The organism is Dialister succinatiphilus YIT 11850, assembly GCF_000242435.1.
Lineage (GTDB): Bacteria > Bacillota > Negativicutes > Veillonellales > Dialisteraceae > Dialister > Dialister succinatiphilus.
The window spans coordinates 14,959-36,945 of record NZ_JH591190.1 but is presented as its reverse complement, the minus strand read 5'-3'; the positions used below and the strand labels follow the sequence as shown (position 1 = coordinate 36,945).

At 50.3% G+C, this 21,987-nt stretch carries 19 protein-coding genes; 10 read left to right on the top strand and 9 right to left on the bottom strand.

Annotation, left to right across the window (positions count from 1 at the left end; all coding sequences use genetic code 11):
* Positions 1-273 precede the first annotated feature (273 nt).
* Positions 274-2,223, top strand: coding sequence for a DNA topoisomerase (ATP-hydrolyzing) subunit B (gene gyrB, locus HMPREF9453_RS10310; RefSeq protein WP_008860506.1), 1,950 nt, complete (start codon positions 274-276; stop codon positions 2,221-2,223).
* A gap of 225 nt (positions 2,224-2,448) precedes the next feature.
* Here the strand turns inward: gyrB and HMPREF9453_RS10305 are convergent, their stop codons facing one another.
* A complete protein-coding gene (locus HMPREF9453_RS10305; RefSeq protein ID WP_008860505.1) occupies positions 2,449-3,393 on the bottom strand; it encodes a LysR family transcriptional regulator in 945 nt (314 codons plus the stop codon).
* Between the two features lie 910 nt (positions 3,394-4,303).
* On the opposite strand from HMPREF9453_RS10305, the gene HMPREF9453_RS10300 reads away from it, so the two are divergent.
* Entirely contained in the window at positions 4,304-5,710 is a 1,407-nt protein-coding gene (locus HMPREF9453_RS10300; protein ID WP_008860504.1) for an SLC13 family permease, read from the top strand.
* 479 nt (positions 5,711-6,189) lie between these two features.
* Here HMPREF9453_RS10300 and HMPREF9453_RS12380 read toward each other — a convergent pair whose 3' ends face one another.
* Complete coding sequence (locus HMPREF9453_RS12380; RefSeq protein ID WP_008860503.1) at positions 6,190-6,690, bottom strand: methylated-DNA--[protein]-cysteine S-methyltransferase; 501 nt, start codon at positions 6,688-6,690, stop codon at positions 6,190-6,192.
* A gap of 317 nt (positions 6,691-7,007) precedes the next feature.
* On the opposite strand from HMPREF9453_RS12380, the gene HMPREF9453_RS10290 reads away from it, so the two are divergent.
* Positions 7,008-8,390 (top strand): ATP-binding protein, encoded by a 1,383-nt coding sequence (locus HMPREF9453_RS10290; protein ID WP_008860502.1) that lies wholly within the window; start codon positions 7,008-7,010, stop codon positions 8,388-8,390.
* 52 nt (positions 8,391-8,442) lie between these two features.
* Here the strand turns inward: HMPREF9453_RS10290 and HMPREF9453_RS10285 are convergent, their stop codons facing one another.
* Complete coding sequence (locus tag HMPREF9453_RS10285) at positions 8,443-8,871, bottom strand: hypothetical protein (RefSeq protein WP_187368086.1); 429 nt, start codon at positions 8,869-8,871, stop codon at positions 8,443-8,445.
* The gene (locus HMPREF9453_RS10280; RefSeq protein ID WP_050805735.1) at positions 8,847-9,062 is read right to left on the bottom strand and encodes an SIMPL domain-containing protein; all 216 of its coding nucleotides are present in this window, start codon (positions 9,060-9,062) and stop codon (positions 8,847-8,849) included. Before HMPREF9453_RS10280 ends, HMPREF9453_RS10285 begins: the two co-directional genes overlap by 25 nt.
* A gap of 178 nt (positions 9,063-9,240) precedes the next feature.
* Between HMPREF9453_RS10280 and HMPREF9453_RS10275 the strand changes: the two genes are divergently transcribed.
* The 5 genes from HMPREF9453_RS10275 to HMPREF9453_RS10255 all read left to right on the top strand — a co-directional run bounded on the left by HMPREF9453_RS10275 (position 9,241) and on the right by HMPREF9453_RS10255 (position 14,963).
* Complete coding sequence (locus tag HMPREF9453_RS10275) at positions 9,241-11,274, top strand: AAA family ATPase (RefSeq protein WP_040380682.1); 2,034 nt, start codon at positions 9,241-9,243, stop codon at positions 11,272-11,274.
* Entirely contained in the window at positions 11,271-12,377 is a 1,107-nt protein-coding gene (gene mcrC / locus HMPREF9453_RS10270) for a 5-methylcytosine-specific restriction endonuclease system specificity protein McrC (RefSeq protein WP_008860499.1), read from the top strand. The genes HMPREF9453_RS10275 and mcrC overlap by 4 nt, the downstream gene beginning before the upstream one ends.
* Complete coding sequence (locus HMPREF9453_RS10265) at positions 12,365-12,739, top strand: hypothetical protein (protein ID WP_008860498.1); 375 nt, start codon at positions 12,365-12,367, stop codon at positions 12,737-12,739. The genes mcrC and HMPREF9453_RS10265 overlap by 13 nt, the downstream gene beginning before the upstream one ends.
* 22 nt (positions 12,740-12,761) lie before the next feature.
* Positions 12,762-13,235, top strand: coding sequence for a low molecular weight protein-tyrosine-phosphatase (locus tag HMPREF9453_RS10260; protein ID WP_008860497.1), 474 nt, complete (start codon positions 12,762-12,764; stop codon positions 13,233-13,235).
* 681 nt (positions 13,236-13,916) lie between these two features.
* Positions 13,917-14,963: a right-handed parallel beta-helix repeat-containing protein gene (locus HMPREF9453_RS10255; RefSeq protein WP_232217354.1), complete on the top strand. Its 1,047-nt coding sequence runs from the start codon at positions 13,917-13,919 to the stop codon at positions 14,961-14,963.
* A 191-nt stretch (positions 14,964-15,154) separates the two neighbouring features.
* Here the strand turns inward: HMPREF9453_RS10255 and HMPREF9453_RS10250 are convergent, their stop codons facing one another.
* The 4 genes from HMPREF9453_RS10250 to larE form a co-directional block, all read right to left on the bottom strand.
* A complete protein-coding gene (locus HMPREF9453_RS10250) occupies positions 15,155-15,718 on the bottom strand; it encodes a hypothetical protein (protein ID WP_008860495.1) in 564 nt (187 codons plus the stop codon).
* A gap of 125 nt (positions 15,719-15,843) precedes the next feature.
* Complete coding sequence (gene larC, locus HMPREF9453_RS10245; protein WP_008860494.1) at positions 15,844-17,292, bottom strand: nickel pincer cofactor biosynthesis protein LarC; 1,449 nt, start codon at positions 17,290-17,292, stop codon at positions 15,844-15,846.
* A complete protein-coding gene (gene larB, locus HMPREF9453_RS10240; RefSeq protein ID WP_008860493.1) occupies positions 17,293-18,054 on the bottom strand; it encodes a nickel pincer cofactor biosynthesis protein LarB in 762 nt (253 codons plus the stop codon).
* A 244-nt stretch (positions 18,055-18,298) separates the two neighbouring features.
* On the bottom strand, positions 18,299-19,108 hold the full coding sequence (gene larE / locus HMPREF9453_RS10235; protein ID WP_008860492.1) for an ATP-dependent sacrificial sulfur transferase LarE: 810 nt from the start codon (positions 19,106-19,108) through the stop codon (positions 18,299-18,301).
* A gap of 287 nt (positions 19,109-19,395) precedes the next feature.
* On the opposite strand from larE, the gene HMPREF9453_RS10230 reads away from it, so the two are divergent.
* Positions 19,396-19,662: a FeoB-associated Cys-rich membrane protein gene (locus HMPREF9453_RS10230; RefSeq protein ID WP_008860491.1), complete on the top strand. Its 267-nt coding sequence runs from the start codon at positions 19,396-19,398 to the stop codon at positions 19,660-19,662.
* 480 nt (positions 19,663-20,142) lie between these two features.
* On the opposite strand, the gene HMPREF9453_RS10225 is transcribed toward HMPREF9453_RS10230, so the two are convergent.
* Positions 20,143-20,913, bottom strand: a complete 771-nt coding sequence (locus HMPREF9453_RS10225; protein ID WP_008860489.1) for a sulfite exporter TauE/SafE family protein — start codon at positions 20,911-20,913, stop codon at positions 20,143-20,145.
* Between the two features lie 559 nt (positions 20,914-21,472).
* Here HMPREF9453_RS10225 and HMPREF9453_RS10220 point away from each other — a divergent pair.
* Positions 21,473-21,973 carry a YbjN domain-containing protein gene (locus HMPREF9453_RS10220; protein ID WP_008860488.1) on the top strand — a complete coding sequence of 167 codons (501 nt, stop codon included), beginning with the start codon at positions 21,473-21,475 and terminating at the stop codon, positions 21,971-21,973.
* Positions 21,974-21,987: the final 14 nt, after the last annotated feature.

Genomic DNA, 21,987 nt, shown 5'->3' with positions numbered 1-21,987 from the left:
GTATAGGCGTTTATGGAGCTTCTTCTTCACCAATGGGGAGACTGGCCAGAGCTATACAGAAATACTGATAAAACCGAAGCCACGGAGATAGTAATTATCGACAGTCAAATGAATTACCGAGGAAAACTTGACACTTACGCAGCGCTCCCATTTCCTGCAGGAATCCCTCATTTATGCTATAATGTATATAAATGATTGTAATAAAATGGCAGCGGACCATTTGAGGCAGTACGGATTCAATGGCCCCTGCGTTTTTTTGTCAAGGAGTGTTTTATGTCTGAAGAAATTCATGAAATCCAGGCCCGCCATGCAGAAGAAAATGGCAAGAGCGATTACGGCGCGAAGGATATACGAGTACTGGAAGGGCTGGAAGCCGTGCGCCTCCGTCCGGGCATGTACATCGGTTCCACCTCCGCCCGGGGCCTGCACCATCTGGTGTATGAAGTCGTGGATAACAGTATCGATGAAGCGCTGGCAGGCTACTGCACTCACATCGAAGTCACCCTGAATGACGACGGCAGCTGCACCGTCACCGATAACGGCCGCGGCATTCCCACGGGCATGCACGAAACCGGCAAACCCGCTATGGAAGTAGTGCTTACCGTCCTTCATGCCGGCGGCAAATTCGGCGGCGACGGCTACCCCATTTCCGGCGGCCTCCACGGCGTAGGTATTTCCGTAGTCAACGCCCTGTCCGAATGGATGAAGGTAGTGGTCAGAAGAGAAGGCCACTTCCATGAAATGAAACTGTCCCGGGGCGACGTGACAGAACATATGAGAACCTACGGAGAAACCGATGAAACCGGCACCTCCGTCACCTTCAAACCGGACATCCAGATTTTCAAGGAAGGCATCGATTTCGACTACGAAACCCTGAAAATCCGTATGCGTGAACTGGCCTTCCTGAACAAGGGCCTCACCATCACCTTAACCGATAACCGCGACGGCGCCACCCATCAGGACGTTTTCCACTACGCCGGCGGCATCACCGAATTCGTCCAGTTCCTGAACGAAGGCAAAGACCTGGTAGACCCGGCAGTCATTGCCTTTGAAGGGGAAAAAGACAAAGTCATCGTAGACATTGCCATGCAGTACCAGACCGGCTACAGCGAAAACATGTACACCTTCGTCAACGATATCAACACCGTGGAAGGGGGCATGCACCTGGCCGGCTTCCGCACCGCCCTCACCCGGGTGCTCAATGACTATGCCAGAAAGAGCGGCATCCTGAAGCAGAACGAAGACAACCTTTCCGGCGACGACGTCAGAGAAGGCCTGACCTGCGTCATTTCCGTCAAAGTCCCCAACCCCCAATTCGAAGGCCAGACCAAGACCAAGCTGGGAAATCTGGAAGTCAAGAGCATTGTGGACAACATCGTTTCCGAAGGCCTGAAAACCTACCTGGAAGAACATCCCCAGGAAGCCAGAGCCATCGTGGAAAAAGGCATCACCGCCAGCCGGGCCAGAGAAGCTGCCCGCCGGGCCCGGGAACTGACCCGCCGCAAGAACGCCCTGGAAGTATCCAGCCTCCCCGGCAAACTGGCAGACTGCACAGAAAAAGATCCGAAATTTACAGAAATCTACATCGTCGAAGGGGACTCCGCCGGCGGCTCCGCCAAATCCGGCCGTGACCGCCGCTACCAGGCCATCCTGCCCCTCCGCGGCAAAATCCTGAACGTAGAAAAAGCAAGACTGGACCGAGTGCTGAACTCCGATGCCATCCGCACCATGATTACTGCCTTCGGCACCGGCGTAGGCGAAGACTTCGATATCACCAAGCTCCGCTACTACAAAATCATCATCATGACCGATGCCGACGTGGACGGCGCCCATATCCGCACCCTCCTCCTCACCTTCTTCTACCGCTACATGAAACCCCTCATCACCGAAGGCCACGTATACATTGCCCAGCCGCCGCTCTACCAGATCCGCAAGGGACGGCAGAAATACTACACCTATGATGATGACGAACAGAATAAAATGCTTGACGAAATCGGCCGCGACGGCTGCACCATCCAGCGCTACAAAGGGCTGGGTGAAATGGACCCGGAACAGCTGTGGGACACCACCATGAATCCGGAACAGCGAGTCATGCTGAAAGTAGAACTCACCGATGCCATCGAAGCAGACCGCCTCTTCACCATCCTCATGGGAGACAAAGTCGAACCCCGCCGCCGGTTCATTGAAGAACACGCAAAAGAAGTAACCAACCTGGACCTGTAAGGGGCGCCCGGGTTCCACGGGAAAGCGGTAAGCCCCTGGCCGGCAGTGTCTTTATCAGCCTGCCAGCCCACCTTACATCCACAAAAGAACCTGGAAGAAACAACTGCCATTTCTTCCAGGTTCTTTTTATTTTGCCTCGCTGCCCCTTCCAGGCACCGGAATTTTCAATCATATCTCATTTATACTGGCACCGCAGGCGCCTGCCTCGCCAGCGGGCGTCAACCTTCAAGAGCAGCCGCCCGCCTCATTTTTGGAAACCGGCCTTGCCATTTCCATCCACTTCTCTATCATCTGCCAGCGGTGGGCCCCGGTCTGCCAGCCGAAGGAAAGCTCATAGACCCCTTCCTCAAAATGCATGACATAAAGCTTTTCCCAATCCTCCTCCGAGAGCAGGGCTCTTGCCAGATTTTCCGGACAGAAATAGGCGCCCCTCCCCAGAAGGCAGAGCCGGAGCATGGTCCCCATATTTTCCGACTCCACTGCCACGCGGGGCGCAAAGCTGCCGCGCCGGAAAAGCTGACGCGCCAGAGCGCCGGCAATATCATTTTCACTGTTCAAAAGAAAAGGACAGTCTTCAAAGAAAAGGGGCAGTCCCTTCTTCCTTTCCTTTTCCGAAAAAAGAGAACCCCCCTCTTTTCCCCAGAGCCTTTCCGTAAGGGATTTCTCCACAAGAAGCACGATTTCCTCCTTCATCCAGGGCCTGTGGGAAATGCCGGGCATCTCCCCAGGAAGCCTCGCCATGGCTATGTCGATTTCATCCCGCTTCAGCCCCTTCCATATATCCTCATTGGCCATTTCAAAAAGGCGGATGCTGCAGCGGGGATACCGCTCCTGGAAACGGGCAATGACAGAAGGCAGCATCACCTGCCCCCGGGAAGGGGCGATACCGATGCGGAGAATCCCCTCAAAGCGCCCCGACACATCGGACAGCTCCCGCTTCAGAGCCAGCTCGTTTCTAACAAACAGGCGGGCGTAGCGAAGAAATACGGAGCCGCTGTCCGTCAGCTCCAGCGGCACATGGCGCACAAAAAGCTTCGCCCCCGTCTCCCTCTCCAGCGCCGCCACATGGGCGGACAAAGTCTGCTGGGTAATATGCAGCCTCTCCGCCGCCTTCGTAAAACTTCTCTCCTCTGCCAGCATGAGGAAATATTTCATAGACAGAAAATTCATGGCCCCTCCTGTTACTGTATTTTATCTGTATTGTATACAAGAAATAACAGTTTTTCAACGTAACTTTTCATGCATATAATGGATATAAAAGGGCCAGAGGGGAAGGTGGCCAGCCCCTGCGGGGCTGGAGGTTATAGCCGCCTGCGGCGGCGGGTTGTGTAGAAGGGTTGTGGAAAAAGGTTCTTAAGATGGATGGGTCTTCGACCCAAGGGTTCTTAAGTTTGACGGCCCTTCGGGCCGAGGGTTTTGGTATCGCCCTTACGGGCGATGAGCATTATAATGCCGCCTTTCGGCGGTCACGTCCACATCGAGTATCATAATCATTCTTACCCTCGTACATCCCTTCGCCACTTCGTGGCCCTCTTCCCCTAAAGGGGACGCAAGATCGTTACGGGATTTGCTTTTCTTTGTCATATGACATGATAAACATTACGGCAATCGCCACCAAAGGGGGGAAAACTGCGGAATGGTACATGAAATATATGACTCTCTGTTTTCACTCTCCATACTTCTCGTTTCCCCTTGAGGGGAACGCCTCGAAGAGGCAAAGGGTGTACAAGGCAGAGCGCCGATTTGACACCCCATCGCTATCCTGACCGCCAATCGGCGGCACGGGTTATAGTGCCACTGTGCACATCCTGCATAGGACCTCCACAGTACTATATACCTCCCGAGGGCGGAAGCCCGGAGCCCGTCCGGGAGGCGTCAGCCGGTCCCGGACAGAACCCTTGGCGCCCAGGGCCAAAGGCCCGGCGGCGCCATCAACCCTCACGCCCGTAAGGGCGTGTCAACCTTCGGGAATACTGGAAAGCACCGCCCTAGTCCCTGTCCCGATCCCGACCGCGCCGAAAGGCGCCTGAACCCTCACGCCCCAAAGGGGCGTGTTAATGTCCATAAAAGAGGTGTTTCCATGAAACAGAATCTTGCACTATTAAGCGGCCCCATCGCCTTTGGCGCTGCTGCCTTTCTTCTTACCGGCACCTTCCAGCAGTCTTCTGCCCTGGCTCTTTCCTGCGCCCTCTGGATGGCGCTGTGGTGGATATTCCGGCCCGTTTCCATTTACGTCACCGCCTTTATCCCTATTATCGTGAATTCCCTTTTCAACCTCATTCCCATGAATCACGTGATCAGCCAGTATTTCTCGGAGATTGCAGTGCTCCTTCTCGGCAGCGACCTCATCTGCCTGACCTGGACCACCACGGGACTGGACAAACGAATTTCCGTAAGAGCCCTCTGCTCCATAGGCACCTCCATGAAAAGCCAGATCTTTGTATGGTTCCTGGCTTCCACGGCGCTCTCCGTTTTCCTTCCCAACGTGGTGGTGGCCGCTATTTTCTGTCCCATTGCGGTGGCCATGCTCCATTTCACCGGAGAAAAGGATATCAGCACCAGTCAAACCGCCATTCCCATCCTCCTTGCCATCGGCTGGGGCAGCGGCATCGGTGGCTTCGGCTCCCCCATCGGCTCCTCCGCCAACCTGGTAGCCGTTTCCTATCTGGAAAAACTGACAGGCCATGAATTCATGTATTTCGACTGGGTCATCCGTTTCCTGCCTGTGCTCATCCTCATTTTCCTCATGAACCTCCTTTTCCTTCTTTTCCTGCCCTGCCCGGTCAGATCCCTCCCCGGCACGAAGGGCTATTTCCGCTCCATGTACAAATCCTTCGGTCCCATGAAACGGGGCGAGCGCATAGGCCTCATTCTCTTCATCGCCGCCACCCTGCTCTCCTTCCTCCGTCCCCTCTTTGCGACATACCTCCCTGCCATGAAGCCGGCCTACGTATTTCTCTTCCTGGGCATGCTCATGTTCTTCCTGAAAGATGAAAAAGGAAATCCCATGCTCACCTGGAAATACGCTGAAAGCCACGCCATGTGGGGCATGATCGCCCTTTTTGCCAGCGGTCTGGCTCTGGGAAAACTGGTCATTGAAACCGGCGCCATCAAGGAGCTCTCCCTCCTCATCGCCGCCCTTCACCTCTCCCCGGGCCTTCCGGTGATGGCCATGGCCTGCCTCTTCGCCTGCTTCATGTCGGAAATCTCCAGCAATACCGCCTCCGCCTCCATTTCCATTCCCGTGGTCATCGGCATAACCTCCTCCCTCTCCCTGAATCCCATCCCCTACATCCTGGGCACCATCGCCGCCGCCAACTGCGCCTACATCCTCCCCATTTCCACCAGGGCCATCCCCATAGGCTACGGCCTCTCCGCCTCCGCCCAGATCCGATACGGTACAGTGCTATCCCTTCTTACGGTGATCCTTATCACCCTCCTATGCACCGCCTTCATGGCTTTCGTGCCCCTCTTCAGCGAACTGTAAATTAAAAAGGGCTGTGAAAAAATTGAAATCATTTCTTCACAGCCCTTTTGGTATGTCTTATTGTGTCAATGACAGTAAGCCACTCGCCTCATCGTCATCTCGAGCAGAGCTGCCTGTCAGTCGTAGAGCAAAGGGTTTTGAGCGCCAGGGAGACTCTGAGCCCGGAGATCTCCTGCTGCTATGCTGCATGTATCATAGAGCCTGAAAATTCTTCACAGCCCTTTTGGTATGTTTTTATGGATTCAATGACAGTAAGCCACTCGCCTCATCGTCATCTCGAGCGGAGCTGCCTGTCGGTCGTAGAGCAAAGGGTTTTGAGCGCCAGGGAGACTCTGAGCCCGGAGATCTCCTGCTGCTATGCTGCATGTACCATGATGTACCATGGGGCCTGAAATTTCTCCACTCCCCCACCATCGAAATGACAGGAGAGAAGAATGGTATCCATGTCATTCATGCATTTCTTCACAGCCCTTTTTGATTTATGAAATGCTATGCTTCTTCTCCAGCATCAGGAGTGCCTTCTTCATGGGAAGACCGCCGCCGTAGCCGGTGAGGGACCCGTCGGCGCCGATGACCCGGTGACAGGGAATAATAATGAAAAGGGGATTAGCATTGTTGGCCATGCCCACGGCGCGGTAAGCCTTCGGATGGCCGATGGCCTCGGCTATGTCCCTGTAACTCCTCGTTTCCCCATAGGGAATCTCCCGGAGCGCCACCCACACCTTTTCCTGAAAAGCAGTGCCATGGGTACGGCAGGGAAAGTCAAAAGTCTTCCTTCGCCCCTGGAAATACTCATCCAGCTCCCGGAACACCGTCAGCGCCAGCCCCTCCGGCGCTTTGCCTTCGGCTTCCTTCCCCGCCATCTTCAGCGCCGTCACCGCGCCGCCCTCATAGTCAAGCTCCATATCTCCAAAGGGAGAATGATACATGGCAGTCTTCACGGCTCTCTTCCTTTCTTTCATTTTTACATAGAGTATCATCAATTCTTTTGCTGAATCCAGTATACCATGGAAAAACAAAAGAAAGAGCCGTTGGCAATGGAGTGATTTAACAAAAAGAAAGCCGCTTCAAGGAAAAATGTGGCAAACCGGCATCATGATTCTCTAAAAAATGTGAAAATTCATCCATTCAAACCGGCAAAAGCGTGCTCATCAAATTTTAATAAAATATATTTTTATCCTATACAATACAAAAATAGTCCTGTCATTGAATCGACAATGCATGATGTAGTATAATTTTACTCAAAAGGATTTTAGTAAAATCCATATGACTAAAATGGGAAGCAGGAGGTAGCTCCATGTTTATTGGAAGAGAAGTGGAAATGGAACGGCTTCGCCGGATGTATGACTCCCCGAATCAGGAAGTAGTGCTGATTTACGGACGGCGGCGAATCGGTAAAAGTGAGCTGATTAAGCAGTTTCTGAAAACCTCAAAGATCCAGGGGCTGTATTATCAATGCAAGCGGACAACGGAGATGAATAACGTCCAAAGTCTGTCTGCCTTGATTTCTGAGGTTTATCAGTATCCGCCTCTGGCCTTTACGGGCATGGAAAAGCTGCTTGATTTTCTTTTTCAGCAGGCCTGCCGCACAAGGCAGGTTCTGGTTTTGGATGAATACCCCTATCTGCGTCAGACAGTGCCCGGTTTGGACAGCATTTTACAGTCTTTGATTGATTCCTATCGGGAGCGTTCCCAGTTGAAGCTGATTCTCTGCGGCTCCTTTGTGGATACCATGAAATCACTGATGCTGGAAGAAAATCCGTTATATGGCCGGGTCACCCTGAGCCTTCATATCCATCCCATGGATTACTTCGAATCGGCTGCCTTTTACCCAGACTTCTCTCCGGCAGACAAGGTGCGGCTTTACAGTGTTTTCGGCGGCGTGCCTTATTACAACCGTCTCATAGATTCCACCCGAAGCGTCCGCGAAAATGTGATGAACCTGCTGGTGGAGCCCGATGCCCGGCTGGAAAATGAAGTCCAAATGTATCTTTTGGGAGAACTGTCCCGGTTCATCAATGCAAACGAAGCATTTGAAGCACTGGCACGGGGCTTTCACCGTTTTAAGGATATTCTATCCCAATCCCATATCACCAGCAGTTCAGCGCTGGCCGAAGTGCTGAAACGGCTGATACTCATGGAACTGGTGAAAAAAGAAGCTCCCATTAATGACAGAAATAACAAAAAGAAAGCCAGCTATTTCATCAGCGACAATCTGTCCAGCTTCTATTACCGATATCTGTTTCCCTACAGTTCACAGCGGCAGATTATGGCGCCGGATACGTTTTGGGACCGGTACATTGCCCATGACTTTTCTGAGACCTTCGTCCCGAAACAGTTTGAAACTCTGTGCCGCCAGTTCCTCATCCGCCAGAATCGAAAAGGCCGGCTTCCAGAAATTTTTGATGCCATCGGCACCTATTCCTATGATTTACCTGAAGAGCATAGAAATGGAGAATTTGATGTAGTCACCCACGACGGCAAAGGATACATCTTCTATGAAGCCAAATTCCGGAAGACCCCTGTGACCGATGCCATGATTCAGACCGAAATCCGACAAGTCCAACAGACAGGAATGAACTGCCATAGATACGGCTTCTTTTCCCGCAGCGGCTATCAGGTGACCCCCAGACCCAGTGTCATTCTCTATACATTGGAAGACCTGTACAGCAATGGCTGATGAACTCTTTCTACCTCTTTTAAGAATACGCCAGGACATAAAAAAACAGCTCTTATAAATTCTTTGAAGCAGAGCTTTTGTACAGCTGATGCAGCACAAGGATAAACCAATCAATGTCTTTTTCCAACGAGGCGTTGGCCCAGTGAGTAAAATAGCGCCATTTTGAAAACAGACCGAATCCCAGAACTCCCCAATTATAAATGTGGCTGATCATATTCGCCGGGGGACACCCCTTATGTAAGGTTTTCTCTTTTTCCAAACGGTCTGCAAATTGATACCCGCAGTCCATTTGAAAGCCAAGGAAATCGCATTCCTTACCAAACCATTTGTCGAAATCCTTTATAAAGAAAAGAGAAGGATGCGCACGATGGCAGCGGAATTGGCTCTCCCAAATTTCAGCAAATAAATGAATTGTTTTCCTGCCGGCAGGCATAGGCCCCCTCCATGCAATAGGCATTATTTTTCGTTTATAATTTCCCAAACAACAGTCACCGTATCTTCCGCTTCCATATCATCTGGTTCGATATCCATACTGATTCCTCCAGCAGGAGCCATGCCGCAGCTCTCAAAGCACACATCCTGTACCGGCCTAACTTCAAAATCAACTTTTCCCCAGGAATAATCAATATGAACTAATTCGCCAATGTGAATTCCCGCTGCCTTCGCCAGCACCCCGGCTTTTATTTTTGCATCTTCCGCTGCTCTGCAGAAAACCGGATATCCGTTTTTTATCTGTTTTCACGGCCTCCTATGAAACTGCTATAATGATAAGTAAAGGCCCCATATGCGGCATCTTTATTTTTAATTTCATTTTGACCTGTGCGGACATGTTATGGAGGATATTATAGAAATGTTTAATCAACTTCGCTTAAAAGAAGCTCTTAGGCAGTATAAGAAAGACTTCGTCGCTACACACTGGAATGAAGAAAAATACAAATGGGAAGCAGTCAAATGCTTTCAGGATAACTGGGATATTCACGCAGCGGATTTTGAAGACATGCTCAGTCAATCTCTTTCTAAAACTTCCAATCTTCTGGCCTCAACAAATAATTTTCCAGCGGGAATGATTATAGAATTTGCCCACGCCGCGCCGGAAAAAGTACGTGCCATGTATATGGACTTATTTGATGAGAGTAAAGACGTATTTGGACGAATTGAGTCTTTCAAGAAGCAGTCGAACATTCTCCTTAAAAAGTATAAAAGCACCGCCAAACAGCATTACCAGCATGAAAATGCCATCACCACATATTTATGGCTCCGTTACCCGGATAAATACTATGTGTATAAATATAGTGAAGCAAGGTCTGTATCTAATAAATTAGACAGTAATTATAAATTTAAGAAAGGCTCCTATACCGATAATCTCAAAAGCTTCTACGATTTTTACAATGAAATCCGTGAGAGCCTAAAACGGGATTCCACACTTATTGACCTATTCAAGAGCCAGTTGACAGACGACTGCTATCCCGATTCGGAGCTAAGAACACTAACCTTCGATGTGGGTTTTTATATTTCTCGCAATATTTCTAAACCAGCTGATAAGGAATCGAATCAAGCAGATTCTGACGACATGGAGTTTACTGAAAAGCCGAAAAGCAGTGAAGAGCATAGATACTGGTGGCTCAATGCGAATCCGAAAATCTGGAGTTTTTCTAATTTGCAGACCAGCCATGTGCAGGAGTATACCCTTTTCAATGAGAATGGAAATAAACGCCGTGTATTCCAGAATTTTGTGGACGCCAGAGCCGGTGATTTAGTTATCGGTTATGAGTCCAACCCTGTAAAGCAGGTGGTAGCACTGGCTAAGGTCAGCGCCGCAAATGATGGCAAGAAAATCTGTTTTGAGAAAACCGAGTCTCTTGTCAATCCCATCGATTACCGAACTTTGAAGGAATGTCCGGAGCTTGAGCAGATGGAATTCTTCCAGAATCCAAACGGCACCTTCTTCAAATTGACCAAAGACGAATATGAGTTCATCATGGACATGATTCGTGAAGAAAACCCATTAACTTCCAAGGATATGAACACTTCCTATACAAAGAAGGATTTTCTGTCCGAAGTTTATATGAGTGAAAATCAATACGACAGGCTTTCCGGAGTACTTTTGAACAAGATGAATCTCATTCTGCAGGGGGCTCCCGGTGTAGGCAAAACATTTACCGCCAAACGACTGGCCTATTCACTGATGGGCGAAAAAGATGACAGCCGTATTGAATTCGTACAGTTCCACCAGAATTATTCTTATGAAGATTTCGTGATGGGCTACCGACCATCCGGCGATTCCTATGAGCTAAAATATGGGATATTCTACCAGTTCTGTAAGAAAGCGGAAAATCAGCCGGATAAAAAGTTCTTCTTTATTATTGATGAAATCAACCGGGGAAATCTCAGTAAAATTTTCGGGGAACTTTTGATGCTGATTGAGAAAGACTATCGCGGCACAAAAGCAACGCTGGCCTATAATGGTATGCCCTTTTCCGTTCCGAAAAATCTTTACATCGTCGGCATGATGAATACGGCCGATCGAAGCCTCGCCATGATTGACTATGCTCTGCGCCGCCGGTTCAGTTTCTTTGAAATGGCTCCGGCATTTGAATCAAAGGGATTCAAAGAGTATCAGCATTCTCTTGACAACAGGACTTTTAACGAACTGATTTCTGAAATTGTAAAGCTGAACGGGGAAATCTCAAGAGACAAGTCCCTGGGAAAGGGTTTCTGCATAGGGCACAGCTATTTCTGTGGAAAGACAAAAGAAACCTGCACCAACGAATGGATGCAGTCTGTGGTAAACTATGATATTCTCCCCATGCTTTCTGAATACTGGTTCGACGATGATACCAAAGTGCAGCGTTGGGACCATATCCTGCACGGAGTATTTCAATGACAAAGGATAAAAGCATATTCATAAAAAACATCTATTACATGCTGTCGTACGCTTTCACCACACTGAGAAAATCGGTTTATGACAATATCCGGAAGGAACCTTTCGATAACATACATAATCTCTTTGCAGCAATTCTGTCTAAAGGCATCGGTCTGCAGTTGAAGCAGGGCCTCTATAAAGAATACATGGGCCATGCAGACAACTTAACCACACTTCGTGGAAAGATAAATATTCCTGAGACAATCCGTAACAAAATGCGGAATCAAATAGCCGTGACCTGTGATTATGATGAGCTGTCTGAGAACAATCTGATGAACCGGATTCTCAAATCGACAGTTCTTCTCCTGCTCAAGCAGAAGAACGTACAAGAAAAATATAAGACCGAATTAAAGAAAGAAATGCTGTTCTTCTCCGGAATCGAGCCAATAGAGCTTACCCATATTCGATGGACCGACATCCGTTTTCAAAGGAACAACCAGACCTATCAGCTTCTGCTTGCTATCTGCCAGTTGCTGATTGAAGGGACCCTTCTGACCACGGAGCATGGAGAATATCGGCTGGCCGGTTTTCTAGACAAGCAGAGGATGGAGCGGCTATACGAGAAGTTTATTCTGGAATACTACGCCCAGGAGTTTGGTGCGCGCATAAAAGGATTTTCTTCCAAAGCCCTTCAAATCCCATGGCAGCTGGATGACGGATATGGCGCACTGCTTCCGGTCATGCAGACAGATATTACCCTTGTCTATGGAAAGCAGATGCTCATTATTGATGCCAAATATTATGAGCACACACTGCAGACACACTTTGATACGCAGACATTGCATTCAGAAAACTTATATCAGATTTTTACTTATGTGAAAAATAAGGAAGCCGCGCTAAAAGGTACAAACCATAAGGTAGCCGGCATGCTCCTTTACGCCAAAACCGATGAACCTCTTGTCCCGGATCATGTATATCAGATGAGCGGAAATCAAATTTCCATAAAAACCCTGGATTTGAACCGGGAATTTTCAGAAATAGCCGAACAGCTGAACCGGATTGTGAAAGATTTCTTCCATATAGAAATAGATAAGCAGACGGAAGACATAAAATGGCCAGATTGAAAAACTGCTTCTTTGGAAAACTCATTTCCGCAGTCAGTCAATACGACAAAAAGCCCTACGAAGACTGGCGCGCCGATTATACCGGGCAGGAAGGCCTGATCCTTCTGTTCCAATCCATGCACAGCGCGCCGGGAAAGATTTTCTTCTATATGATGATTCGTGAAGGGAAATGGATGCATTCCTCCTTAGGGGAATGGAAGCCTGGCGAAGTCACAGATATCCTCTATACGAGGCACAGTATCTATACTTTCTCCCGGCAGCATCATCTGAGCAAAGATGAAAAATGGGCCCTGCTGGAAAATACCGTTCTTGCCGGGATAATTTCCAGAGAAAGAATGAAACAGGAAATGAAACGATTATAAAAGCATCGAAAGGAGACATTCCATGACAATGCAGAACCATGAAGATAAACTCCACATTCTTTTCATCTGCCACGGCAATATCTGCCGTTCTCCCATGGCGGAAATGATAATGAAGGACATGGTGCGCCAAAGGGGGCTGGACGGGAAATATGAAATTTCTTCCATGGCCGCCACCACCGAGGAAGTGGGCCATGATATCTATCCCCCTGCCCAAAGGACTCTTGCCGCCCACCATATTCCCTTTACGAAAAGAAGGGCGGCTCTCATGACCAGGAAGGATTATGAAGAGGCGGACTATGTGATCGCCATGGATGAGGAGAACCTGGATGACCTGTCCCGTCTCACCCAGGGGGATCCGGAGAAAAAAATCTCCCGCCTTCTTGACTGGGCGGGAGAAACAAGGGACGTGGCGGACCCCTGGTATACAGGAAATTTTGAAAAGACCTATGAGGATATTGCCAAAGGCTGCCGGGCGGTACTGGAGAAGCTTTCCTGAAAATGGGTGCATAAAAAGAGGCCATGAGAAATGGGTATCCTTTCTCACAGCCTCTTTTTCATGCCATGCAAAAACTCCTGATTCGTCCCATGCTGATGCGCGGTAGGGCTCAGGCGTTCAGCTTCGATGAATCGGCCAGGAGCAGCCGCCTAAGCGGAATATCTGTGTCGTCAAGGAAGAACTGGTATAGCCATAGTTGCCACCAGGATGTCTGGCAGGTCATCTTCAGGAGTTCTTTGTGAAGTTTTGACGCGTCGGAGAGTTCTGATTCATATGAGGAAGTTCTTCCTGTCTCCCGCCTGTCCCTTGATAAGGTGTGTGCACGTAACAGGCAGGGAGGCCGGCGCCTCTTCCGGGCCCCTCAGTTCTCTCTGTCTATATAATCTCTTTAAAATAAAAAAGTTCTCATGGAAAACAGTGTTTCCTGATAACCGGTCGTTAGCGGCGCCGGTTCCTTTTCTCCACGAGCCGGGATTCTACGCTATCGCCCAGAATGACGACGCCGAAGGAAGGTTACCTGGTATCTGTCATCTCCTCTGACTGTCTGATTATATCCTGCTCATCTTTCATGCTACAAACCTGTACTTTCGTACAGGTTTTTTTTCTGTCCATTTTTAGTAAAATAAAAGTAAGGCCGGGATCCTTGCGGAATACTCAGAAAACAGGAAAGATGCGTTTTCTATGAGACAGAATCATTCCGCCTTGACAAAGAAGGGCCTGCCCCTGCTTCTCTGTACCGCCATCCCGTCAGCAGGGGTGGGACTTTCGGCAGAAGCGGCGCAAACGCAGGGAGGGGATGCTGTCACGATCGAGAAATGCTGGAACCGCAGCCCATGGGAAATCCGCATTCTCAGCAGGATCGTGCCGGTGCATACGTCGGGCTGCGGCGGCATAATCAGTAAAGAGATTCCCAGAAACAGGAGGTGTCTGGTAATGAAAGAGCCTGGCAAAATCAAATGGATGAGGTTTATCAGGGGTATCTTTTTAGGGATCCTGCTGGTCCTGACGATGACTCCAGCGGCCCTGGGGGCCCAGAAAACAGTGCTGGTCCACAATGTAGACGAAATGATGGAATCACTGGCGGACAATACGGAAATCGTTCTGGCACCGGGTGAATACAATCTGTCAAACTGGCAGGAGAAAGAATTTTCAGAGCGGCTGCTTCACTACTCCGACTACTATGATTCGGCCCCTGCCGGTCTGTATCTGGGCGATGGTTGCACACTGGACATTGCCGGGTTCAAGGATCTCACCATCCGGGGATTGGATACGGAGACCATTATAGCAGAAATTGTTACAGAATTCCCCTATACGCCGGTACTGAAATTCGTCAACTGCCGAAACCTGAAACTGTCCCACCTCCGGATGGGCCATAAACTCAAAAAAGGATTCTGTGACGGCGCCGTGCTGAAACTGGATAGCGTCACTCATATGACCATGGATCATATGGACCTGTACGGATGCGGAACCTATGGGTATGAAGCCCGGTTCTGCAGCAGCATTCTCCTCAGGGACAGTGTAATCCGAGAATGCAGCTACGGTTTGGTGTCCGCCACAGACTGCCAGAACCTGAAATTCCTGCGGACCACCTTCAAAGATATGGAAACGGATCTTCCCCTCTTTGCTCTGATCCGCTCCCGGCTGGAGCTGACCGACTGCACCTTCCGGGATGTACGGGGAGTCATCGACAACCTCACCATGACTGGCGGCCATATCAGTGAATCATGAAAAGACCTTCCGGTGCATCAGAACTTTTAAAACCTGCTGGCAGGTAAAAAACAGCCTGATGATGTAAGCGGGTCCCTGAAGACCATCATTTACATCATCAGGCTTTTCGGGTGGAGGGCTGGAAGGTGAAATACAGGAAAACAGCGGGTCCTCAGACAGTGGAGCAGCTGCATGAATGAGTGCGGATCCCGCTACCGTCCCAGCAGGGCGATCATCAGGGTCACTGCCCCATCTACCAGAAGGGGAACGGCTCCGGTAATGTAGGCGGTGTTATCATCCATGCGGTAGTACATCATGTAGGCTGTAAAGGCAATGAGAGAGGCAGCAGCCACGGCGGCCCAGGTGAGACCATAGGCAGCGCCGGCAAGGCCACCTGCTTCATGGAGCACTCCCAGTACCATGATTTCCATAAGTGCCCAGAGAACGAGAAGGATGAGTTCTGTGGTCGGTTTCCGGCCGAAAAGTTTGACAGAACCGGCAAGAAGGATGAAATATACCAGAAGGGCCAAAGCCAGGAGCATGGTCCCTCCTGGCCAGGAGGGCGGCAGGGGAAGGCCGTGAATGCCGTGAACCGTCAGGGCAGTGCCGGAAAGGCCAAAGACTGCAAGGAGCAGGAAAAGCAGGGCCGAGAGGGCCCCTCCGCTTCTGGCATCGGGCCGGAAGGCCGTAAGCCACCAGCCTGTATAGAACAGGGCGCCAAGGCTCAGGAGAAACTGCCCTGTAATGATTTCTGCATATGCTGTAAGATCAAACATGGTATCCCTTCTTCTTATGAAAATCATTTCTTTTTCTATTGTAGTCTTTTTTAGGAAGAAAGTGAAAAATATATGTAAAAAGCCGTGAAAAGGGCAATTTTCACGGCTTTTTTATGCAGGGTCTTTTATATGCTGTTTTTCGCTGCATTAAAAACGGTCTGGAAGGGCACCTGTTTTTCTTCTGCCCGCTTCTTCACCGATTCATATTCCGGATAGCGCCGTTTTTCGCTGCCCAGGGTCACTTCCTTCACCTGGACCCGGCCGTAGGCAGTGTCTACTTCCTTTTCCTCCCGATGAAGGATGGAGCGCATGAGAGGCGCCAGTTCGCGGATACCGATGGTGGTGGTTTCGGAAAAGAGGATGTTTTCCATGGCTTCTTTCCTGTCTTCCTTGCAGATCACCGTGAGTTCATAGGCCGGTCTGTTCTTTTTCATGTAGATAGGGGTAAAATGGACGTCCAGGGCGCCGGCATCCATCAGTTTTTTCATTGTATAGCCCAGCACTTCGCCGGAAGCGTCATCGATATCGCTTTCCAGCTTCACTACCTGGTCTTTTTCCCAGGGTCCTTCTGCTTCATCAATGAGAATGGCCCGGAGGATATTGGTCCGTTCCCGATAGTCCCGTTTTCCCGCGCCCAGACCTGTTTTCAGAACGGTGAAGGAGGCAGGCAGCTCATGGGAGGTGGCCAGGGCCGCCGCAATGGCTGCGCCCGTGGGGGTCACGTATTCCCCTTTGGCGTCCATGATTTCCAGGGGCATGTGATAGGCGGTGACAATGTTCAGTGTAGCCGGCACAGGCACCGGAAGGACACCGTGCTGGCAGCGGACAGTGCCTCTGCCTTCCGAAAGTTTCGGTACAATCACATTTTCGATATGGAGACTGTCAAAGCATACAGCAGCGGAAATGATATCCACAATGGAGTCGATGGCTCCCACTTCATGGAAATGGACTTCCTCGATAGGAAGGTTGTGGGCTTTGGATTCCGCCTCTGCCACAATGCGGAAAATCTTCTTTGCCAGAGCCCTGGCAGATTCGGTCATGTCCGTGCCGTCAATGACCGCTTCCACATCTTTCAGATGGCGGTGTTCATGATGATGGTGCCCTTCTCCATGGTCATGATGGTGATGGTCTTCATGGCAGTGGCAGTGATGTTCTTCCTCCTCGTGATGATGGCCTTCTTCATGGCAGTGGCAGTGGTGCTCTTCCTCTTCGTGATGATGGCCTTCTTCATGGCAGTGGCAGTGGTGTTCTTCCTCCTCATGATGATGACCTTCTTCCTCATGATGGTGATGGTGTTCTTCATGAACCTCTTCCCTTGCTTCCGGCAGGGGACCGTAGAGATAGGCCATATCGTGGTCGTGATTTTCATGTTCTTTGTCCAGAATCACGTTGAAATCGCAGCAGTCAATGCCTGCTTTCTGCACCCTTCCGATTTCCACCGTAAACCCTTTGGCTGGAATGGAAGAAAGCGCTTTATCCAGCGCTTTCCGGTCCGCTCCCAGGTCCAGCAGGGCTGCCACAAACATATCCCCCGCAATGCCGGAGGATGCTTCCAGATATAATGATTTTCCCATTTACACTTTTCCCCTTTCTGCCAGTCTGTTGATCTGGGTGGCCACATAACCGGCACCGAATCCATTGTCTATATTGACGGTCACTATGCCGTTGGCACAGGAATTAATCATGGTCAGGAGGGCAGAGAGGCCGTGGAAACTGGCGCCATACCCCACTGACGTGGGCACTGCAATCACCGGATTCCGCACCAGCCCGCCGATGACCGAGGCCAGGGCCCCTTCCATACCGGCCACTGCAATGACGCAGCTGGCCTTGCGCACCCGTTCCTCCTGGGACAGGAGCCGGTGGATGCCGCTGACCCCTACGTCATAAATCCGTTCTACATGGCTGCCGAAGTATTCTGCCGTCTGGGCCGCTTCTTCCGCCACTGATATATCGGCAGTGCCGCCGGTGCATACAGCAATGCATCCGATATGGTCCTTCTCCTTTTCCTGCTTCAGAATATGGGAAATAGGATCATAGGAAATGGAAGGCAGCACTTTCTTCACCAGTTCATACTGGTGAGGAGAAGCCCGGGTGCCGAAGACTTCCCCTTCCGTTTCGTAAAGTTTCTTAAAAATCTGCCCGATAAAGGCGTCAGACTTACCCTGGCAGTATACCACTTCCGCAAAGCCGGACCGGGCCTTTCTGTCTGTATCCAGCTTGGCAAATCCCATTTCTTCATAGGGCCGGTCTGCCGGATTTTTCCGGAGAAGCGCCTCCGCTTCTTCCGGGCGCAGGGCGCCGGAGGCTACCTTCTGCAGTATATCTTTCATATCCATGATGAAATCCTTTATATGTAGTACATCAATAACAATAATGGGTGGGGCTGGCGGGCCGGTAATGACCGCTGTCGGCTACCCGCTGCCCCTATGACACAGAAAGACCAATCCCGTAACGCTGACTTCATACTCATCGCCCAATAGGGCGATACCACAATCCTCGGCCCAAAGGGCCGTCAAACATAAGAACCCTCCGGCCTTCAGGCCGGTCCATCTTAAGAACCCGGGCCGCCGAAGGCGACCCTTACAGCACTTCGTCCATGCTGCCCATGCGGTAGCCCTGAAGGTCCATGGTGACATAGGCAAAGCCCAGGCTGTGGAAGGTGCGCACCACTTCCTCGTGGATGCGGAAAAGTTTCCACAAATCCTCAGGCAGTACTTCGATGCGGGCCAGATTTCCTTCATGAAGCCGCACCCGGAACTGCTTGAAGCCTTTGGAGAAAAGGAAATCTTCCGCTTTTTCCACCATGGAGAGCTTGTCCTCTGTAATGGTTTCTCCATAGGGGAAACGGGTAGCCATGCAGGCAAAGGACGGTTTGCTCCAGGTGGGAAGACCCGCTTCTTTGGACAGGGCACGGATGTCTGCCTTGTAGAGGCCGGCATGACGGAGAGGGCTCCTGATGCCAAGTTCCCCAAGGGCCTTGAGCCCCGGCCGGTACTGGGAGGCATCATTGAGGTTCGTGCCGTCGATGACATAGGCAAAGCCTTCCTTTTCCGCGATTTTCTTAAGGGAGCTGAAAAGGAAATGTTTGCAGAGATAGCAGCGGTTCGAAGGATTTTCTGCAAATCCTTCAATGCCGAACTGGTCCATTTTCACCACTTCCTGCCGGATGCCTTCCCTGCGGCAGTATTCAATGGCGTCTGCCACTTCCCTTTCCGGTACCGACGCCAGGTTCATGGTGACTGCCATGGCCCTGTCCCCCAGCACCTTCCTGGCCTCATGCATAAGGTAGGTGGAATCCACGCCGCCGGAAAAGGCCAGCACCACGCTGCCCAGCTGTTTCAAATATGCTTCCAGATGATCCTGTTTCTTCTGTAATTCTTCTGTTACCATAGGTTTCTCCATTCTTTAGAAATACTGATCCGCAAGACTTCCGGCGCCAGCCGGAAGGAACGAGGGCGGTTTCTATTCATTTCATTATTATACCATCCACCGCCCCTTTGATGACAGTCCATGAAGAAGGAGAGGAAGGCTCCTTCCCCGGATGCAGCAGGAAAGCTGTTCTTATTATAAAAGGCTGAAGCCTGCTTCAGGCAAGCCGCAAAGCTATCTTAGTTTCCCCCTTTCCCTTTTTATGGTATAATTTACTTGAGAAATATTATCATAAAAGGAGGACCATTATGGGTACCCTGTTAACTATACTGATTACAGCAGCCATTGCCGGCTGGTTTGGCTACAGCCTCTACCGCATGTGGCGGGGCGCCAGCGGCAGGGACTGCGCCAGCTGCGCTTTAGGCAGCGGTTTTGATTACGCCCTGTACAATGATAAAAAGGCGGCGCCTCCCAAAGCGGAATTCGTCACCGCCGCCGGCCATCACATTATCGTGGATGAAGCAGCCGCCAGGATGCGGAGAGAACGGATCCGGAAAATGATGGAAGGACGGTAAGTCAAAGAGGCAGCGGAGAAGTGTTCCTCATTTCTTCACTGCCTCTTTTTTCATGCCCAAAAGAGACTGTGGAGAAATCTCACTCTCCCAGGGTATGCAGCAGGCAGGAGATCTCTCGGCTCAGCGTCTCAATAGCCCCCGAGGTCTTTATCCCTATACCGCCATGTCCCTCCGCTCGAGATGACGGTGGCGGCAGGCAGCATACGGTCATTTCAAAAGGGCAAATGGCAGAAACGCCGCACCGCACCCGTCATTTCGACCGAAGCCGGTCAGCCGCCAATAGGAAAGCCTCTTATTGTGCAGGCTAGAGGCCAACTTCGGCTGACTTGGAGACTCTATGCAGAGTCTCCACAGAGTGGAGAAATCTCACTCTCCCATGGTATGCAGCAGGCAGGCTGCCTGTCATCTTGGGGCGGTCATAAAAAAGGGCTGTGAAGAAATGATGACCATTTTTTCACAGCCCTTTTTCAAAAGAGAGTATCAGATGAGGATCATGCTGCCTGCTGCCAAAAGGAGGCAGTAGGTAACGCGGTTGAACATTTTCTGGTTGATCATATCGTGAATTTTATTTCCCAGATAGATGGCAATGACCAGAGGAATGACGCCCAGGCCCAGGAGTTCAAAGAATTCTGCATTGTAAAGGCCTTTTTCATAATCGTTGAACATGAGTACCAGGTTCAGGATGGTCCATACGGAAGCCACATTGGCACGGAAGGAATCCTTATCCCGGAAGGTGGCTACCAGGTATACCACCAGCAGGGCACCGCCGGAAGCAAACATGCCATGAATGACGCCGGCCCCCAGAAGAACAGGGATGGCGATCCAGTTCGGCAGAGCGGAAGCGCTCTGTTTGAAAATGAGGCTCTTCAGCGCTGCCCCTACGATAATGGCGCCGTAAAGAGGTACCAGAATCTGTGGATTCACCACGTTGTAAAGGTGAATACCGATGGCCATGCCTACCAGCATGAATACCACAATGCGGAGCAGTTCCTTCGGGTTGATGTACTGACGGTTCTGATACATGAGGAGTGCGCACACCAGCCAGCAGATGGCATTAATGACTGCTTTGGCCATATCCGGTCCATAGAGAAGAATGGTTGGCGGAATGGAGAGCATGACTCCTGCAAAGCCGGTCAAAGCCTGCACGATATTGGAAATAAACACGGCCAACATAAAGAGGGCTAATTTAACAAATTCAGGAAGCATCATTAAGTCCATATAAATCACCACATTTCTTAAAATTTCTGTCATCCCGGGGAATGCTTCGTCCGTGGAAACCCCGGCGTTTCTTTTGATGGCACCATTATAACCCCGGTTTTCACGGAAAAAGCCCCTTTTCTCAAACAGTATAAGCCTATCTAATTATATCATTGAAAATAGGATTACCCATCACTTAATTAGATTGACAATGATTCTGTCATTCTTTACATAAAATCATAATGATGTGTCTGTATGATTTATCATCATAATAGATTTCATGGGCCTTCCCAAAACAGCCCCTTCACTTTTCGTCATAAAAAAATTGACTCATCCTCTATTTTTCCTCTCCTCTTCCGCCCTGTTATAGAAATTGTTTATATAGTGCACCAGTTTCTTTGGTACCTCTTGACAAGATTTCAAAATGCCCCGTTTTGTCCCTGCCCGTTTCCTATTCGCCCTGTTTCCTGTATAATACAAATATCATCATTCCATTTACCATGACCGGGAAAGCACCTATGCATTGAGAGAGTCCGGTTTCATACCAATGAAATCCGGCAGTCCTTACCAGGCTGCTTCCCGAAGGCGCAGAAGCTGCGCAGAAAGGCGTCCTATGTCTGACAATACCATTCCGTTTCCCCAGGGAAACCACACTAAAAATGTAAAAGCCGATATGTTTGAAAAATACATGAAAGACGAAGGGCTGAACTTCTTCCGCCGCCAGGAAACCCATGATTCCTACGACACCATCGTTTTCATGACCGCCATTCCCGCCGGGAAACATCATAAGCTGGTGGCCGCTGTCATCACTGACAACAGCATGTACACTCTCCTGCGGATCCATCTGGGCACTGCCCCCAAGGGCCCCGCCAGAAAGACCTTCCTTGCCTTCCTGAACGACCTCAATGCCCACCACGCCATCGTGAAATATTCCATCGGCTCCGATGAAAATGTATTCCTGGACGTCACCTTCACCACCCGTCCGGAAAACTTCGACCCCGCCACCATCCGTACCACCATGGACATTGTGGTCTACCAGCTCTCCCAGACCTATGACGACATCGCCCGCCGGCTGGACAAGCCGGGAGACGAGACAAACGGGTTCTCTCTGTAAAGGGCCGCGCAGCG